Raw genomic sequence first — 17,236 nt, forward strand, 5'->3', positions numbered from 1 at the left:
CATGACCGAGAAACAGAAGCTTGTCGTCATCGGCAATGGCATGGCGCCGGGACGGATGCTCGAGCACCTGTTCGAAGCGGCGCCGGACGCCTTCGACGTGACCATTTTCAACGCCGAACCGCGCGTCAATTATGACCGCATCATGCTGTCGCCGGTGCTGTCGGGCGAGAAGAGCTTTGAAGACATCATCATCCATGGCGATGGCTGGTACATCGAACACGGCGTGATGCTCTACAAGGGCCACAAGGTGGTGGAGATCGACCGGCAGGCAAAGACCGTCAGGTCAGAGCACGGCGAAGTGGCGAGCTATGACAAGCTGGTCATCGCCACCGGCTCGGCGCCGTTCATCATTCCCGTTCCCGGCCACAATCTGCCCGGCGTGCTGACCTACCGCGATCTCGACGATGTCGATGCGATGCTGCTTGCGGCGCAATCGCGCGGCAAGGCCGTCGTCATCGGCGGCGGTCTGCTGGGCCTCGAAGCCGCGGCGGGCCTCAAGGAACGGGGCATGGATGTCACCGTCATCCACCTGATGCCGACGCTGATGGAGCGTCAGCTCGATCCCGCCGCCGGCTACCTGCTCGAGCGCGAACTTGAAAGCCGCGGCATCAGGGTCATCACCAGGGCCAGCACCAAGAAGATCCTCGGCGAGACACGGGTCGAGGGCATCGAGCTGGAGGACGGTACTGTGATCCCGGCGACGCTGGTGGTCATGGCCGTCGGCATCAGGCCGAGCGCCGCCCTGGCCAAGGAGGCCGGGCTTTCCGTCAATCGCGGCATCGTCGTCAACGACAGCATGCAGACCAGCGACCCCGATATCTACGCGCTCGGCGAATGCGTCGAGGTCAACGGCAATGTCTACGGCCTGGTCGCCCCGCTCTACCAGATGGCGGAGGTGGCAGCCTCCCATCTCACCGGCGATAATTCCCGGCGTTTCGTCGAGACCTCGACGGCGACCAAGCTCAAGGTCACCGGCATCAATCTCTATTCGGTCGGCGATTTCACGGAGGCTGAGGACCGAGAGGAGATCGTGCTGCGCGATGCCGCGGCCGGCGTCTACAAGCGGCTGGTGCTCAAGGACAACCGCATCCTCGGCGTGGTGCTCTATGGCGAGACCGCCGATGGCGCCTGGTTCTTCGATCATCTGAAAAAACAGACCGACATCTCGGAGATGCGCGAGACCCTGATCTTTGGCCAGGCCTATCAGGGAGGGTCCCAACTGGACCCTATGGCGGCCGTTGCAGCCTTGCCGGATAATGCGGAAATCTGCGGCTGCAACGGCGTGTGCAAGGGAAAGATCACCGGCGCCATCACCTCCAGGGGCCTCAAGGGGCTCGACGATGTCCGGGCCCACACGAAAGCGTCGGCCTCCTGCGGCACCTGCACCGGCCTGGTCGAGCAATTGCTGTCGCTGACCCTGGGCGACGCCTACAATCCGGCCGCTGTGACGCCGATGTGCGGATGCACCGGGCTTGGTCATGACGATGTGCGCCGCCTGATCAAGGCGAAAGAGTTGAAGACCATTCCGGCGGTGATGCAGGAGCTCGAATGGACCACCTCCTGCGGCTGCGCCAAATGCCGTCCGGCGCTCAACTATTATCTGGTCTGCGACTGGCCGGACGAATATGCCGACGACTACCAGTCGCGCTTCATCAACGAGCGCGTCCACGCCAACATCCAGAAGGACGGCACCTATTCTGTGGTGCCGCGGATGTGGGGCGGCATGACCTCGTCAAAAGAGCTGCGCGCCATCGCCGATGTCGTCGACAAGTTCAACATTCCGGCGGTCAAATGCACCGGCGGCCAGCGCATCGACATGCTCGGCATCCGCAAGGAGGACCTGCCCGCGGTCTGGGCCGATCTCGGCAAGGCCGGCTTCGTCTCGGGCCAGGCCTATGCCAAGGGCCTGCGCACCGTCAAAACCTGCGTCGGCACCGACTGGTGCCGCTTCGGCACCCAGGATTCCACCGGCCTCGGAATCAAGCTTGAGAAGTTCATGTGGGGCTCGTGGACCCCGGCGAAGCTGAAAATGGCGGTCTCCGGCTGCCCGCGCAATTGCTCGGAAGCCACCTGCAAGGACATCGGCGTCATCTGCGTCGATTCGGGCTATGACATCCATTTCGCCGGCGCCGCCGGTCTCGACATTAAGGGCACGGAGGTCCTCGGCCACGTGAAGACCGAGGACGAGGTGATGGAACATGTCGTGGCGCTGGCACAGATGTACCGCGAGCAGGGCCGCTATCTCGAGCGCATCTACAAATGGGCCAAGCGCATCGGCCTGGATGAGATCCGCCGCCAGATCATGGACGAGCCCGACAGGCGCAAGGCCTATTACGACCGCTTCGTCTTCAGCCAGAAATTCGCCCAGGTCGATCCCTGGTCCGAGCGTGTCTCGGGCAAGGACAAGCACGAGTTCAACCCGATGGCGACACTCACACTGGAGGCGGCGGAATGAACGCGATGACGCAGACATGGGTCAAGGTCGGCAGGATCGGCGATATTCCGCGGCGCGGCGCGCGCTGCGTCAAGAATGGCGACATGAGCATCGCCATCTTCCGCACAGCCGACGACCGGGTGTTCGCCCTGGAGGACAAATGCCCGCACAGGAACGGTCCCCTGAGCCAGGGCATCGTCCATGACGGCTGCGTCACCTGTCCCTTGCACAATTGGGTGATCAGCCTCGAAACCGGCGCGGCTCAGGGAGCCGACGAGGGACAGACGCTGTCGATCCCGGTCCGGCTCGAAGGCGACGAGATCGTCCTCGGCATTGGCGGCCTGGCATGAGCGACAGTCCGGCCCCGACTGTCAAGACGACATGCCCCTATTGCGGGGTGGGCTGTGGCGTTCTGGCGACCCTGGAGGAGGGCGGCGCCGTCACCATCAAGGGCGACCCGGACCACCCCGCAAACCTTGGCCGCCTGTGCTCCAAGGGTTCGGCGCTCGGCGAGACCATCGATCTCGACGGGCGCCTGCTCACTCCGGAAATCGCGGGCGACCGCGCCACCTGGGATGAGGCGCTGGACCTCGTCGCCTCGAAATTTGCGCAGGCAATCGCCGAACACGGACCCGACAGCGTCGCCTTCTATGTCTCGGGCCAGCTCCTGACCGAGGATTATTACGTCGCCAACAAGCTGATGAAAGGTTTTATCGGCTCGGCCAATATCGACACCAATTCGCGGCTGTGCATGGCGTCATCGGTCGCCGGTCACCGCCGCGCCTTCGGCTCCGACACGGTGCCGGGCACCTATGAGGATCTGGAGCTTGCCGATCTCGTGGTGCTGACCGGGTCCAATCTCGCCTGGTGCCACCCGGTTCTCTACCAGCGCATCGCGGCCGCCAAGGCCGCGCGTCCGGAGATGCGGGTTGTGTTGATCGATCCGCGCCGCACCATGACCGCCGATATCGCCGATCTGCATCTGGCGATTGCGCCCGACGGCGATGTCGGCCTGTTTCTCGGGCTGCTGGCCCACCTTGCGGACAACGGCTTTGTCGACGCGGCCTATGTCGGCGCGTTCACCACCGGCCTAGAGGATGCCCTGGCCATCGCGCGCGCGCAGGATCTGGCCGGCCTGGTCTCGCAGACCGGGTTGCCTGTGGCCGAGCTCGAGGCGTTCTTGGCGCTGTGGGCGGCAAGCGAAAAAGTGGTCACGGTCTACAGCCAGGGCGTGAACCAGTCCTTGTCCGGCACGGACAAGGTCAACGCCATCATCAATTGCCACCTGGCAACCGGCCGCATCGGCAGGCCCGGCATGGGGCCGTTTTCCGTGACCGGCCAGCCCAACGCCATGGGCGGCCGCGAAGTCGGCGGCCTCGCCACCACGTTGGCGGCCCACATGGACATCGAAAACCCCGCGCACCGCGACCGGGTCCAGCGCTTCTGGAAATCGCCGGTCATCGCCACGAAGCCCGGTCTCAAGGCGGTCGACCTGTTCGAGGCGGTGGGCGACGGGCGGATCAAGGCGCTCTGGATCATGGCCACCAACCCGGTCGATTCGATGCCGGACGCAAGTGCGGTCGAGGCGGCGCTCAAAGCCTGCCCCTTCGTGGTCGTCTCCGACCTGATGGCCGAGACCGACACGATCCGGCATGCGCATGTCAGACTGCCGTCGCTGGGATGGGGCGAGAAGGACGGCACGGTGACCAATTCCGAACGCCGCATCTCGCGCCAGCGCGCCTTCCTGCCAGCACCAGGCGAGGCGAAGGCCGACTGGTGGCAGATGGCTCAAGTGGGCAAGCGCATGGGCCATGGCAAGGCGTTCGATTTTGCCAATGCCGCGTCCATCCTGCGCGAATACGCCGCCCAGACCGCGTTCGAGAATGATGGCGCGCGCGACCTCGATATCGGCGCCTGCGCCGGCATGGACGACGATGCCTATGAGGCGCTCGCCCCCTTCCAGTGGCCGAGACCGGCGGATCAGCCGGATCCGGCAACCGGGACGCGTTTTTTCGCCAAGGGCGGCTTTTTCACCAAGGACCGGCTGGCGCGGTTTGTAGCGGTCGAGCCGGCGCGCCAGGGAAGTGCGTCCGCCGATTTTCGCTTCACGCTCAACACCGGCCGGGTTCGCGACCATTGGCACACGATGACACGCACCGGCAAAAGCGCCCGCCTGTCGGTTCATGTCACCGAGCCGTTCGTTGAAATTCATCCACGTGACGCCCAGGCGCTCGGAATAGAAGCTGAAGATCTGATGCGGGTGACGAGCGTGCGCGGCGAGATCATCGTCCGGTCGCTGATCACCGATCGGCAGCGGCAAGGCAGCCTCTTCGTGCCGATGCACTGGACCGATCAATGGGCGTCGGGCGCCCGTGTCGACCGGCTGGTGGCGCCCGAGGTCGATCCGGTCTCCGGGCAGCCGGCGTTGAAGGTCACGTCCGCGGGGGCCACGAGGTTCGAGGCGAGCCTCCATGGCTTCGTTGTCAGTCGCGTCAAGCCGGTCATGCATCATGCGGATTACTGGGCCGTCGCGCGCGCGCAGGGCGGTTGGCGCGCCGAGTTCGCGATGGCCCAAGCCCCCACGGCGATCCAGGAGTTCATCTACGCCCTGCTGGGCCTCGATCCGGCGACGCCGCTGTTGTCGTTCACCGACCCCAGGGGCGGACTGACCCGGCACGCCGCCTTTGACGGGGTTCACCTGGCAGGTGCGGTCTATCTGTCGGAGCGGCCGGTGGCTGTGTCGCGTAGCTGGGCCGTTGACCAGCTCGACCAGGAGTTCGCCAACCTGTCGTCACGCTGGCGGGTGATCGCCGGGCGCCCGGCCAATGATATGCCGGACAAGGGCGCCATCGTCTGCGCCTGCATGAATGTCGGCATCAATGACATTGTCGGCGCCATCCGCGGCGGCTGCGCCAGCCTCGACGCCATTGCCGGCACCACCGCCGCCGGCACCAATTGCGGCTCCTGCAAAGCGGAGATCAAGGTCATTCTCGATGAACATCAGATCCTTGCAGCGGAATAGCAATCCGCGCCCCGGGGCTTCGGACCAACGCCTGGCCGCACTGGCGACCCTGCCGGTGTTCTACAAGCTGTACGGCAGGACGGCGCTCGTCGCAGGTGGGTCGGACGCGGCGGCGTGGAAGGCTGAACTGCTGGCGGCAGCCGGGGCCGAGGTCCATGTCTTTGCCGAGCAACTCGATCCGGCCTTCCTCTCTCTCATCGCCCGGCCGTCCGTCTCCGGCGCATTCGTCTGGCACCAGCGACCCTGGTCGGGCGATAGCTTCAAGGGAATGCAGATCGCGATCTGCGACGCCGCGACCGAAGGCGAAGCCCAGGCGTTTTCCTGCGCGGCGCGCGCCGCCGGGGTCGCCGTCAACGTCATCGACAAACCGGCCTGGTGCGACTTCCAGTTCGGCTCCATCGTCAACCGCTCGCCGGCGGTCATCGCGATCTCGACCGATGGCGCGGCGCCGATCCTCGGTCAGGCCATCCGCCGCCGCATCGAAACGCTCATCCCGCCGTCGTTGGCGAAATGGGCGCAACTGGCCCACACCATCCGCGGAGCGGTCAATGAGCGGCTGGCGCCAGGCGGCGCGCGCCGCGCGTTCTGGGAAGGGTTTGTCGACCGGGCGTTCGGCGCGGAGCCGACCGGAGGCACCGCACGGCAGTTGCTTGCCGGCGCCGATGCGCTCGGCCGGTCGACTTCGCACCGGACGGGCAGGGTCACGCTTGTGGGCGCCGGTCCGGGGGACCCCGAACTGCTGACGCTCAAAGCCGTCCGGGCGCTGCAGGCAGCCGATGTCATCCTGTTTGACGACCTTGTCTCGGCGGACGTGCTGGAACTGGCGCGCCGCGAGGCAAAACGCATGCTTGTGGGAAAACGCGGAGGGCGGGAGAGTTGCAGGCAGGACGACATCAACGCCACCATGATCAAGCTCGCCAAAGCCGGCAAGCATGTGGTGCGGCTGAAAGGCGGAGATCCGATGATCTTCGGCCGCGCAGGGGAGGAAATCGCCCGGCTTCAGGATGAAGGCATTGCCGTCTCGGTGGTTCCGGGCATCACCGCGGCGCTGGCGATGGCCGCGCAACTGGGGGTGTCACTGACCCACCGCGATCATGCCCAGTCGGTCCGCTTCGTCACTGGCCACAGTCGCAATGGCGAGCTGCCGGCGGATCTCGACTGGGCCGGAATCGCCGACGCCAGAACCACAACCGTCTTCTACATGGGCGGACGCACGGCCGGGGCGATCGCGACACGGCTCACCGAAAAGGGCATGGATCCATCAATGCCGGTTGTGATTTCAAGATCCGTCGCCCGAAAGGGCTTTGTCTGCTGGACGGGGACGCTCCGGGATCTTGCCAGGGGCATGGCAATCGTCGGCTACGACGAACCTGTGCTTATCGGCGTGGGCCCGGTGTTCGCAGGCCTGAACGAAGGGCAAATCGGCGTCCCCTCCCGTCTTGCGTCGCTGACGCCGTGAACGACCGCAATCCCCGCAGTCTCGCTCTCGTGGGATGAACGTCGCCAACTTCGGACAGAGCGGCTTCCTGCCGCTCGACGACGGACACCGTCGTTCAGCAAGAGCACATGGCCCGAGGAGATCCGCGCAGGAGAAAGGCCACCCTGGAGAGGACGGCTCTTCCCCTTTTGCGCTGAATGCAGGGATTGCATTGCCTGTCGCGTTACGCGGCTTCCCGCGAAGCGGGATAACCTGCATCCGCAAGAACGCTCTCGATGTCGGCGCGGCCCGCCGATGTCTCGACTTCGATCTTGCGGTTCTCGGGGTCGGCCTTGACCACGGCGGCCGGATCGACCGACTGGATGGCCTTGGTCACGCTTCGGGCGCAGCCGAAGCAGGTCATGGTGTCGATGTGGAATTGCATCTTTGCCTCCTTTGTTTCCTGGCGAGACAAGAGGTGGGCGTTCCCAGCATGGGAGGGTCAAGTGGGGACAAGCAGATTTTTCGAACACAGGCCTCTCCCCGATTTTCCGGTCGTCCCGGGTATTCGGAACGCGCGCGCGAGGCCGCGGCAGACGATGGCAGAAGGGTGAAAATTATCGCTTGACCCTCCCATCATGGGAGATCCCATGACTTGGCGCATCCAAACGAAACCGAAGGGGTTTCACCATGAATGCGCCAGCCAATTTCTCCCGGGAGACCGTCTCCCTTGCCATTGAAGGCATGACCTGCGCCTCCTGCGTCGGTCGTGTCGAACGTGCCTTGAAGGCCGTTCCCGGCGTTCTCGATGCCAGCGTCAACCTCGCAACCGAAAGCGCCGAGGTTCGCGTCGCCGGTCCGGTCGTCCGGGCTGACCTGATCCGTGCCGTCGAGAGCGCCGGCTATGCGATCGCGACATCGACCATCGAGCTCGCCATCGACGGCATGACCTGCGCCTCCTGCGTCGGCCGTGTCGAACGGGCATTGCGCGCCGTGCCGGGCGTGACCGGGGCCACCGTCAATCTGGCGAGCGAACGGGCCACCATCAAGGGCAGCGCCGATGCAGCCGCACTGATCGCCGCGGTCGCGGAAGCGGGCTATGACGCACGCCCCGTGGATCGGGGCGCGGCTGCAAATGCCGAAGCGGAGGCGCAAAAGGACGGGGAGCGTCGCATCCTGTCGCGGGACCTTGCGCTTTCGGCGGCGCTCACCGCGCCGGTCTTCGTGCTCGAAATGGGCAGCCATGTCATCCCGGGCATGCACCACCTGATCGCGTCGACCATCGGCATGGGCACGATCTGGCTGATCCAGTTCGTGCTGACCACGCTGGTGCTCGGCTTCCCCGGCCTGCGCTTCTACCGGAAGGGCATTCCGGCGCTGCTGCGTGCCGCGCCCGACATGAACAGTCTCGTTGCTGTCGGCACGCTCGCCGCCTACGTCTATTCCCTTGTCGCGACCTTCGCTCCGGGCTTGCTGCCTGCAGGCACGGTGAACGTGTACTACGAGGCCGCCGCGGTGATCGTGACGCTGATCCTTCTGGGACGGATGCTCGAGGCGCGGGCCAAGGGGCGCACCTCCGAGGCGATCAAGCGGCTCGTCGGACTGCAGGCCAAGACCGCCCGTGTGCGGCGCGACGGCGCCGTGGTCGAGATCGAGGTGGTCGACGTCGCGCCGGGAGACATCATCGAAATGCGTCCAGGCGAGCGTGTTCCCGTGGACGGCGAGGTGATAGAGGGCGAAAGCTGGATCGACGAATCGATGATCACCGGCGAACCGATCCCGGTCGCCAAGGCTTCGGGCGCCTCCGTCACCGGCGGCACGGTCAACCAGACCGGCGCGTTCGCCTTCCGCGCAACCGCTGTCGGCGGCGACACGATGCTGGCCCAGATCATCCGCATGGTCGAAGCGGCGCAGGGCTCCAAGCTGCCGATCCAGGGGCTCGTCGACAAGATCACCATGTGGTTCGTGCCGGCCGTGATGGCGCTGGCCGCGCTGACGTTCGGGGTGTGGTTTGTCTTCGGTCCCGACCCGGCGCTGACCTTTGGCCTGGTCAATGCCGTCGCAGTCCTCATCATCGCCTGCCCCTGTGCCATGGGTCTCGCCACGCCGACCTCGATCATGGTGGGCACGGGCCGCGGCGCCGAACTGGGCGTTCTGTTCCGCAAGGGCGACGCCCTGCAGGGGCTGCAGGATGCGAAGGTCGTCGCTCTCGACAAGACAGGAACGCTAACCGAAGGCAAGCCGACGCTGACCGATCTCGTCCTGGCGGATGGGTTCGACCGGGCCGGGGTCTTGTCGCGGGTTGCCGCCGTGGAGGCGAAGTCCGAGCATCCCATCGCCCGGGCGATCGTCGAAGCGGCGGAGGCGGAGGGCCTGTCCCTGCCGACGCTGACGGGCTTCGACAGCGTGACCGGCTTTGGCGTGACCGCCGAGGTGGACGACATCCGCATCGAAATCGGCGCCGACCGGTTCATGGCCAGGCTCGGGCATGACGTGAGCCGGTTCGCGCAGACGGCCGCGCGCCTCGCCGACGAAGGCAAGTCGCCGCTCTACGCCGCCATCGGCGGGCACCTCGCCGCGATCATCGCAGTTGCCGACCCGATCAAGGAGACGACGCCGGATGCGATCCGCGCGCTCCATGCGCTGGGCCTGAAGGTCGCGATGATCACCGGCGACAACCGGCGCACGGCGGAGGCCATCGGGCGGAGCCTCGGGATCGACGAGATCGTGGCCGAGGTCCTGCCCGACGGCAAGGTGGCGGCCATCAAGCGCCTGAAGGCGCTGGGGGCAGTGGCCTTTGTCGGCGACGGCATCAACGACGCCCCGGCGCTGGCCGAGGCGGATGTGGGTCTCGCCATCGGCACCGGAACGGATGTGGCCATCGAGGCCGCCGACGTGGTGCTGATGTCCGGAAGCCTCAAGGGCGTGCCGACCGCCATCGCGCTCAGCCGGGCGACGATGCGCAACATCCGCCAGAACCTCTTCTGGGCATTCGCCTACAATGCGGCGCTGATTCCGGTCGCCGCGGGCGTGCTGTGGCCGGTTGCCGGGATCCTGCTGTCGCCGGTCTTCGCCGCCGGCGCCATGGCCTTGTCGTCGGTCTTCGTCCTCGGCAATGCGCTGCGCCTTCGCGGGTTCAAGCCATCCATGGCCTGACCGCACCCCTTCCCCGGCCTGTCCGGGGAAGCGCCCTCTCTTCCGAGTTTCATCCAAGGAGACATGCCATGAGCGACACTGTTGTTGTGTATTCCACCCCGACCTGCTCCGATTGCCGTTCGCTGAAGTCCTGGCTGGCGCGGGTCGGAATCGATTACGACGAGCGTGACCTCACCCAACAGGCGGTGATGGAGGATGCCAAGCGGCGCTTCGGTGTCCGCGTCGCCCCGATCACCGAAATCGGCGCCTGGTTCAGCTACGGCGCCTTCGCGGACCAGAAGCCGCGGATCGAAGCCCATCTCAGGGAATTGGGACAATGGCCGCTCTGACCTTCGATCCCGCGCGTTTTGCCGGCCGCCGTCAACCGGCGACCGCGAAACTCGCGCGTGAAGTCTTGGTCCGCCGTGGCTTCGGCGGCGCCTCTTCTTCCTCGGCGCTCAAACCGCTCAGGATCGGGCAGTCGGGCCGATTGTCGCCATGACAGTGATGCGCCAGATGTTGCAGCGTGCCGATCATCTCGTCGAGTTCGCGGCGGCGTCGCTCCAGTTCGCGGACATGGTTCAAGGCCAGCGATTTGACATCTGCGCTGGCGCGGCTTCCATCCTCCCAGAGATCCAGAAGGGAAGAGATCTGCTTGACCTGAAAACCCAGGTCACGGGCGCGGCGCACGAAGCGCAGCATCGAGATGTCCTTCTCGGAATAGACGCGATAGCCCGAATAGGCCCGCGATGCGGGGCGCACGAGGCCGATGTCATCATAGTAGCGCAGCATCTTCACCGATATGCCGGTTGCCTTCGAGGCTTCACCGATGTTCATGACGCAGCTCCTTTTTAGTTCCGGATTGGACGTGATCGGAGACATTCTGAACCTTCCAGCCATTGGAGGGTCAACAGGCTTTCTGCGTAATCGTTCTGAGGGAACTCGAAAAGGCGTTTGCGGTATATTTTGCGACTACGGTTTGGCTTGAACCCAAGTCAGCGAACCTGGAGGAAATTGTCGCCTTCGCCGGCTTTTTTGCGCCAGGTCATTCACCTGCGTCCCGTCGAATGATGGCTTGGACCATCATGTACAGGGCGTCGACCGATAGGCTGTCCTCGATTTCGCTGCGCCGGAGATTCTGGCGGAGTGCGATGCCATCGAAGGCGAGCATCAGCGAATGGGTCAGCGCCTCGCGTTCGGTCGGATCGGAACCGGGCAGGGCGGTTCCGATCATCTGGTGAATGCGCGACATCGTCCAGAGCAGCAGATCGGGACTGTATTCGTCTCCGGCCTTTGCCGTGGCGAGAGCCTGAACCAGTGTCAGGGTCTGGCCGGAGCGGTCGGCGGCTATTCCATGGATGAGGCCGTCGATCAGCGCGCGCAGTCTTGCCTCAGGCGTGTCCTGCGCCTCCACCCGCGCTTCCAGGTCAAGCACCTTGGAGCGCAGCCATGGGTCGAAGACGGCAAAGGCGATTTCGAATTTCGACGTGAAATAGACATAGACGTTGGATTGGGAGGTGCCGGCGGCCCGGGCGATGCTGCCTATCGTCGTGGCGATGTAGCCCTTCTCCACGAAGAGCTTTTGCGCGGCTTCCAGAAGTGCCTGTCGGACCTGCTCGCTTTTCTGGCGCGCCATTTCGAACTCCCATTGATGGATGTCCTTGAGTGAATGACATTCGCTATTGACAAAATCAAGGTGCGCGCCTTCTATTAAAGAATGGCATTCGCTTAAATGCCAAACCAGTGCGACCATGACCGGGAGACGCCCCTTGCCCCGACCACGAAAGCCGCATTCATTGCGCACGAGTCCGCTCCGTCATGACGGAGGCGGCGCAGCATGAAGATCGAGGGAAACTTCGAGGTCGACCACCCCCGCGCGGAGGTCTGGGACAAGATCCGCGACCCGCAAGTGATGGGCGGCTGTATCCCGGGATGCGACTCGGTCGAACAGGTGGATGACACCTCCTACCGGGTCAAGGTCTCGGTGAAAGTCGGTCCCATCAAGGCGCATTTCAACCTGTCGGTCGAGGTGCTCGAAGAAGACCCTCCGCACACCATCGTGTCCCGGACCTCGGGCGAGGAGGGAACCCGCTCGAGCGTCGTGAACTCCGACAACGTGGTGCGTCTGGCGGAGACCGGGACGGGCGGTACGCGGGTCGACTACATCGCCGATGTCTCGGTGACCGGCCGCCTGGGCAAGTTCGGGCTCGGCATTTTCCGCAAGAAGGCCGACCAGTTGGCCGAGCAGTTCGTCGTCAATTTCCGGGACAGGCTGGGGGTGGCTCAATGAGTGTTGTTCTCTCACCCGGCAGCGTCGAAGACGCCGTCGCGATGCTGGCCGAGCATGCGGAGGCGATGCCGCTGGCCGGCGGCGCGACGCTGGTCGCCATGCGCAATGCGGGGCTGGTGGAGCCGACGCATCTGATCAACCTGGACTGCATCGCAGAACTGCGCGGCATTGAGCGCGACACGACCGGCGGCATCCGTATCGGGGCGATGACGCGCCACTGCGACACGGCCGCCTGCAATGACCTCACCGGCAGCCTGCTGGTCCTGCGGCGGGCGGCCGGCATGATCGCCAACCGCGTGGTGCGCAACATGGGCACCATGGGGGGCTCGGTCGCCAATGCCGATCCTGCCGCAGACTACCTGCCGGCGCTCGCCTGTTGCGACGCGGTCCTGGAAGTCGCCGGACCCGAAGGCAGGCGGAAGATTTCGATCCACGACTATGTGCAGGGCTGGTACGAGACGGCGCTCGAACAGGGCGAGATTATCACCGCCATCACTCTGCCCGCACCGGTCGCCGCGCCTTCGGCCTATCGCAAGATCGCGCGGGTGACGGGCGATTATGCCACCGCGTCCTGCGCCATGGCGCTCGACCCTGACGGCAAGGGATTGCGCGCGGCGATCGGCGCCTGCGGCCCGGGCCCGCTCCGGGATCGCGATGCAGAAGCCGTGCTTCGGGGCAGGCTGGACGACCCCGAGGCGGTCCTGGACTTTGCTGCCTGCCTGGCAGCCCTTGCCGATCCCCTCGATGACGTGCGCGGCAGCGCGGAGTACCGGCTGCGCCTGATCCCGCGGCTCATCACGTCGGTCCTTTCCGAGATCGCACTGCAGACGGAGGTGGCATGATGTCGAAGAAGATCCTGCACAGCCTGAACCTGAACGGGGAAGAGGTCGAAGTGGCGACCCCGGCCGGCGCCACGCTTCTGGAGACCATGCGCGAGGACCTGCGGATCCTCAGTGCCAAGCGCGGCTGCAACCAGGGTGTGTGCGGTGCCTGCACGGTGCTGATCGACGGCAAGCCGGTTCGCGCCTGCCTGACGCTGACTGCGCGGTGCGAAGGCCACGCCGTCCAGACCATGGAGGGCATGGGCGGGGACCGGGTGATGGCCACGCTGCAACGCCACATGGTCGAGAGCGGCGGCGTGCAATGCGGCTTCTGCACCTCCGGTATCCTGATCTCCGCCCGTGAATTGCTCGAAGAGGATCCTGCTCCCAGCCGCGCGGCGGTGAAGACCGCACTGTCGGGCAACATCTGCCGCTGCACCGGCTATCGCACGATCGTCGACGCTGTCTGCAGCGCGGCCGAGGAGTTGGCCCAATGAGCCTTGTCCAGCCTGATCCCGTCTTCGTCGGCGGCAGCGTCGGCAAGTCCATCGCCAAACCGGACAATCTCGAGAAAGTCCAGGGCCGCGCCGAATACATCGCCGATCTCTACCGCCCCGGCATGTTGCATGGAGCCATCCTCGCCAGCCCGCATGCGCACGCCCGCATCCGCGGCTACGACCTGACCGAGGCGCTCAATGCTCCAGGCGTCGTGGCGATCGTCACGGGCGATGACGTCGGCGACGGCCGCATGGGCGCCTTCATCAAGGATGAACACGCAATTGCCCGCGGCAAGGTGCTTTATGTCGGCGAACCCGTGGCGGCGGTGGCAGCGCGAACCGAACAGGAGGCCCGCCACGCCTGTCGCCTGATCAAGGTGGACTACGAGGAACTGCCGGCCGTGCTCTCGCCCGAAGAAGGCCTGGCCGATGGCGCGCCGGTCCTGCACGAGCGTCTCGCCGACTACATCAAGGTCTTCGACGCGGGCTCGGCGGGAAATCTCTGCAGCCGCACCGAATTGAGCGAAGGCGATGTGGAGTCCGCCTGGGCAGATTGCGACGTGATCGTCGAGGGGGAATACACCACCCAGGCGCAGGCGCATGTCTCGATGGAGCCCTGCGGGGCGCTGGCGGATGTCGATGCAAATGGCCGCGTCACGCTCTGGTCGGCCAACCAGTCGGTGTTTCGTGTCCAGGCCAATGTCTGCGAGAGCCTGAGCCTGCCGATGTCGAAGCTGCGCTGCCTGACGCCCCGCGTCGGCGCGGGCTTCGGCAACAAGATGGAGGCGCATATCCAGCCGATCACCGTCGCGCTCGCCTTGAAGGCGAAGCGACCGGTGAAACTGATCATGACGCGCGAGGAAGACTTCGAGATGGTCCGCGCGCGCCACCCGTTCCGGGTGCGGATGAAGACAGGGGCGAAGGCCGACGGCACCCTGGTGGCGCGCGAATGCGAGGTCCTGGTGGATTGCGGCGCCTTCGCCGACGACAGCCCGGGGGTGATGGGATACAGCCTGCTGATGTGCGGCGGGCCGTACCGGATCCCGAACCTGAAAGCCTCGGGCAGGCTTGTCTACACCAACAAGCTGCGCTTCGGCGCGTTCCGCGGTTTCGGCAATCCGCAGGTGCTTTTCGCCGGAGAGCAGCAGATCGACGAGATCGGCGACAGGCTCGGCCTCGACCCCTTCGCGATCCGGCGCAAGAACATGCTGCGGGAGGGGGACCAGTGGTTCGTCGGGCCGCGGATCGGCTCCAACGGACTGGCGCTCTGCCTGGACGCAGTCGAAAAGGCCGCCAAGGGGCCGCGCGCCGACGGCAGCCCGCGCAATTTCGGCCTCGCCGTCACGGCCCATATTTCGGGTCTGTTGGGCACGGGTGCGATCGTGCGCATGCTCGAGGACGGAACGATTTCGCTCAATACCGGGGCAACGGACATCGGCCAGGGCTCGGATACGGTGCTGGCGCAGATCTGCGCCGAAGAGCTCAAGATGCCCTTCGATCAGGTGGCGGTCGCAAGTCCCGACACGGACGGCTCCCCCTACAACTGGGGCACCACGGCGTCGCGTGTCACCTATACGACGGGCCGCGCGGTGCGGGCCGCCGCCAAACAGGTGGTCGATCAGGCCATGAGCCACGCCGCCGAAATGCTGGAATGCCCGATCGACGATCTGGAACTGCGCGAGGGCGGACGGATCGGCCGACGCGGCGCCAACACGGATGTGACCTTCGCCCAGATTTCCGGACGCGCCCACTGGGCCGTCGGTGGACCGCTGGTGGGTAGCCAGACGCTGGTCTACGATGAACCGACCCATGACCCCAAGCGCGCCATTGCGCTGGGCCTGCCTTTCCCCCGCATCGGTGTGTTCAGCTTCGCGGCCCTTGGCGTCGACGTCGATGTGGACGACACCAGCGGGCAGGTGACCGTGCAGGAAGTATGGTCGGCCGCCGACGTCGGGCGTGCCATCAATCCGCGGCTGGTCGAGGTGCAGTTGCACGGCGGCTTTGTGCAGGGGCTCGGCTATGCGCTTTACGAGGAAATGGTCTGGGATGGGGCGCGGCTCGCGAACCCGTCGCTGATGGACTACAAGGTGCCGACCTCGCGCGATGTGCCCGACGCGATCCACACCTTCATCATCGAGGATCCCGATCCGAGCGGTCCATTCGGCGCGAAGGGTGCCGGCGAGATCGGCCTCAACGCCGCGGCCGGTGCAATCGCCAATGCCGTCGCCAAAGCCACCGGTGCGCGCCATTCGCATCTGCCGCTCACCGGTGAGCGCGTGCTCGCGGGCATGCTCGACTCCGGCACGTCGTCGGAGCGGTCTGCATAACCAACAATAAAAAGATCAACACGGCCTACGGAACAGGGCCAAAAGAGGAGAGAAGAGCATGAAAGGACCAACAAGGCTGGCTTTTGCTGCGCTCGGCGCGGTCATGGGCCTGATGGCGGGGGCTGCGGTCGCGCAGGACCCGGTGACCATCGGCTATTCGATTGCGCGCACCGGCATCTATGCCGCCGCCGCGCCTTCGCAAGAGAACTCCTACAAGCTGTGGCAGACACAAGTGAACGCCGAGGGCGGCCTGCTGCTGCCCGGCGGCGAACGGCGCCCCGTCGAATTCGTGAGCTACGACGACCAGTCCAACCCCGCCAATACCGTGCGCATCTATGAAAAGCTGATCACCCAGGACAAGGTCGATCTGCTCGCCGCCCCATGGGGAACGCCGATGCATCTGGCGCTTGCGCCGGTGCTGCAGCGGTTCAAGATGCCGATGGTGGGCAATACCGCCGCCTCCGTGCAGTTGCGCACCGTGGCGCCCGGTTACATCTGGTTTCCCACCTCGGCGATTCCCGATGCCATGGGCGCGGAACTCGCCAAGATGATGAAGGCCAACGGCGTCACGAGCGCGGCGCTTCTTGCCAATGAGCTGCCCTATTCCCAGGAGTTCCGCAGCTTCCTGATCCCGGCGCTTGAAGAAGCCGGGATCGAGGTGAAGGTCGACGAGAGCTATCCGCCGGACATCAAGGACATGACCTCGATGCTCGTCCAGGTTCGCGATGCCGCTCCGGACGCGGTCGTGGCGATGACCTACCCCGCCGATGCCTTCCTGTTCGCAGGGCAGGCCAAGGAACTCGGACTCAAAGCGCCTTTCGTCCTGTCGCTGATCGGTCCGACCATCGATGCCTATCGCAAGGCCAACGGGACGGCGGTCAACGGCATCGTTTCCTCCGCGCACTGGTCGGCCCAGGCCGACAAATGGCCCAAGGGGCGGCCGTTCTTCGACGCCTATGTCAGCGCGTTCGGCGAAGAACCCGACGCGCTCGATTCCGCCCTCTCCTACATGTCCATGGAGATCCTGCAGCAGGCCGTGGCCAAGGCAGGGCTCGATCCCGAGGCGCTGCGCGAGGCGATCGCGACCGGCAGTTTCGACACGATCAACGGCGAGGTCCGTTTCGAAGGCGTGCAGAACGTGGTGACGCCCACGGGCTTCGTCCAGATCCAGGACGGCAAGATCGAACTTGTCTGGCCCGAGTCCGTCAAGACCGCTGACTACGCCCCCAAGCAGGGCTGGTAATCAGAAGGCCCCGTCCGCCTGCGGGCGGGGCCGCCTCTCGTTCCAATCCG

At 65.4% G+C, this 17,236-nt stretch carries 14 protein-coding genes; 11 read left to right on the plus strand and 3 right to left on the minus strand.

The window, feature by feature from the left end:
- Nucleotide 1: 1 nt before the first annotated feature.
- The 4 genes from nirB to cysG are packed head-to-tail and all read left to right on the plus strand — an operon-like array spanning nt 2 to nt 6,915.
- Nucleotides 2–2,455 carry a nitrite reductase large subunit NirB gene (gene nirB, locus LL06_RS02590; protein ID WP_035521812.1) on the plus strand — a complete coding sequence of 818 codons (2,454 nt, stop codon included), beginning with the start codon at nt 2–4 and terminating at the stop codon, nt 2,453–2,455.
- A gap of 5 nt (nt 2,456–2,460) precedes the next feature.
- Entirely contained in the window at nt 2,461–2,784 is a 324-nt protein-coding gene (nirD, locus tag LL06_RS02595; RefSeq protein WP_035521922.1) for a nitrite reductase small subunit NirD, read from the plus strand.
- Nucleotides 2,781–5,456: a nitrate reductase gene (locus tag LL06_RS02600; protein WP_035521814.1), complete on the plus strand. Its 2,676-nt coding sequence runs from the start codon at nt 2,781–2,783 to the stop codon at nt 5,454–5,456. The genes nirD and LL06_RS02600 overlap by 4 nt, the downstream gene beginning before the upstream one ends.
- A complete protein-coding gene (cysG, locus tag LL06_RS02605) occupies nt 5,428–6,915 on the plus strand; it encodes a siroheme synthase CysG (protein WP_035521816.1) in 1,488 nt (495 codons plus the stop codon). The genes LL06_RS02600 and cysG overlap by 29 nt, the downstream gene beginning before the upstream one ends.
- A 202-nt stretch (nt 6,916–7,117) precedes the next feature.
- Here cysG and LL06_RS02610 read toward each other — a convergent pair whose 3' ends face one another.
- Nucleotides 7,118–7,318 (minus strand): heavy-metal-associated domain-containing protein, encoded by a 201-nt coding sequence (locus LL06_RS02610; protein ID WP_035521818.1) that lies wholly within the window; start codon nt 7,316–7,318, stop codon nt 7,118–7,120.
- Between the two features lie 245 nt (nt 7,319–7,563).
- Here LL06_RS02610 and LL06_RS02615 point away from each other — a divergent pair, with 245 nt between their 5' ends.
- Nucleotides 7,564–10,029: a heavy metal translocating P-type ATPase gene (locus tag LL06_RS02615; RefSeq protein ID WP_035521820.1), complete on the plus strand. Its 2,466-nt coding sequence runs from the start codon at nt 7,564–7,566 to the stop codon at nt 10,027–10,029.
- Between the two features lie 68 nt (nt 10,030–10,097).
- On the plus strand, nt 10,098–10,358 hold the full coding sequence (locus LL06_RS02620; protein WP_035521822.1) for a glutaredoxin family protein: 261 nt from the start codon (nt 10,098–10,100) through the stop codon (nt 10,356–10,358).
- A gap of 31 nt (nt 10,359–10,389) precedes the next feature.
- Here the strand turns inward: LL06_RS02620 and cueR are convergent, their stop codons facing one another.
- Nucleotides 10,390–10,845, minus strand: coding sequence for a Cu(I)-responsive transcriptional regulator (cueR, locus tag LL06_RS02625; protein WP_035521823.1), 456 nt, complete (start codon nt 10,843–10,845; stop codon nt 10,390–10,392).
- 208 nt (nt 10,846–11,053) lie between these two features.
- Nucleotides 11,054–11,761: a TetR/AcrR family transcriptional regulator gene (locus LL06_RS26245; protein ID WP_081963597.1), complete on the minus strand. Its 708-nt coding sequence runs from the start codon at nt 11,759–11,761 to the stop codon at nt 11,054–11,056.
- Between the two features lie 84 nt (nt 11,762–11,845).
- Here LL06_RS26245 and LL06_RS02635 point away from each other — a divergent pair, with 84 nt between their 5' ends.
- From LL06_RS02635 to LL06_RS02655, 5 genes are read left to right on the plus strand one after another with little or no spacing between them, the layout of a single operon-like run.
- On the plus strand, nt 11,846–12,298 hold the full coding sequence (locus LL06_RS02635; RefSeq protein ID WP_035521825.1) for a carbon monoxide dehydrogenase subunit G: 453 nt from the start codon (nt 11,846–11,848) through the stop codon (nt 12,296–12,298).
- Nucleotides 12,295–13,140: a xanthine dehydrogenase family protein subunit M gene (locus LL06_RS02640; RefSeq protein WP_035521828.1), complete on the plus strand. Its 846-nt coding sequence runs from the start codon at nt 12,295–12,297 to the stop codon at nt 13,138–13,140. The genes LL06_RS02635 and LL06_RS02640 overlap by 4 nt, the downstream gene beginning before the upstream one ends.
- Nucleotides 13,137–13,616 (plus strand): (2Fe-2S)-binding protein, encoded by a 480-nt coding sequence (locus tag LL06_RS02645; RefSeq protein ID WP_081963598.1) that lies wholly within the window; start codon nt 13,137–13,139, stop codon nt 13,614–13,616. Before LL06_RS02640 ends, LL06_RS02645 begins: the two co-directional genes overlap by 4 nt.
- Entirely contained in the window at nt 13,613–15,943 is a 2,331-nt protein-coding gene (locus LL06_RS02650) for a xanthine dehydrogenase family protein molybdopterin-binding subunit (protein ID WP_035521830.1), read from the plus strand. The genes LL06_RS02645 and LL06_RS02650 overlap by 4 nt, the downstream gene beginning before the upstream one ends.
- A 58-nt stretch (nt 15,944–16,001) precedes the next feature.
- Nucleotides 16,002–17,186 carry an amino acid ABC transporter substrate-binding protein gene (locus LL06_RS02655; protein WP_035521832.1) on the plus strand — a complete coding sequence of 395 codons (1,185 nt, stop codon included), beginning with the start codon at nt 16,002–16,004 and terminating at the stop codon, nt 17,184–17,186.
- Nucleotides 17,187–17,236 lie beyond the last annotated feature (50 nt).

Origin of the sequence: Hoeflea sp. BAL378 (assembly GCF_000759435.1) — a bacterium.
GTDB lineage: Bacteria > Pseudomonadota > Alphaproteobacteria > Rhizobiales > Rhizobiaceae > Hoeflea.

Coding starts and splice junctions, on each gene's coding strand:
- nirB (WP_035521812.1), top strand. CDS start 2: ATGACCGAGAAACAGAAGCTTGTCGTCATCGGCAATGGCATGGCGCCG.
- nirD (WP_035521922.1), top strand. CDS start 2,461: ATGACGCAGACATGGGTCAAGGTCGGCAGGATCGGCGATATTCCGCGG.
- LL06_RS02600 (WP_035521814.1), top strand. CDS start 2,781: ATGAGCGACAGTCCGGCCCCGACTGTCAAGACGACATGCCCCTATTGC.
- cysG (WP_035521816.1), top strand. CDS start 5,428: ATGAACATCAGATCCTTGCAGCGGAATAGCAATCCGCGCCCCGGGGCT.
- LL06_RS02610 (WP_035521818.1), bottom strand. CDS start 7,318: ATGCAATTCCACATCGACACCATGACCTGCTTCGGCTGCGCCCGAAGC.
- LL06_RS02615 (WP_035521820.1), top strand. CDS start 7,564: ATGAATGCGCCAGCCAATTTCTCCCGGGAGACCGTCTCCCTTGCCATT.
- LL06_RS02620 (WP_035521822.1), top strand. CDS start 10,098: ATGAGCGACACTGTTGTTGTGTATTCCACCCCGACCTGCTCCGATTGC.
- cueR (WP_035521823.1), bottom strand. CDS start 10,845: ATGAACATCGGTGAAGCCTCGAAGGCAACCGGCATATCGGTGAAGATG.
- LL06_RS26245 (WP_081963597.1), bottom strand. CDS start 11,761: ATGGTCGCACTGGTTTGGCATTTAAGCGAATGCCATTCTTTAATAGAA.
- LL06_RS02635 (WP_035521825.1), top strand. CDS start 11,846: ATGAAGATCGAGGGAAACTTCGAGGTCGACCACCCCCGCGCGGAGGTC.
- LL06_RS02640 (WP_035521828.1), top strand. CDS start 12,295: ATGAGTGTTGTTCTCTCACCCGGCAGCGTCGAAGACGCCGTCGCGATG.
- LL06_RS02645 (WP_081963598.1), top strand. CDS start 13,137: ATGATGTCGAAGAAGATCCTGCACAGCCTGAACCTGAACGGGGAAGAG.
- LL06_RS02650 (WP_035521830.1), top strand. CDS start 13,613: ATGAGCCTTGTCCAGCCTGATCCCGTCTTCGTCGGCGGCAGCGTCGGC.
- LL06_RS02655 (WP_035521832.1), top strand. CDS start 16,002: ATGAAAGGACCAACAAGGCTGGCTTTTGCTGCGCTCGGCGCGGTCATG.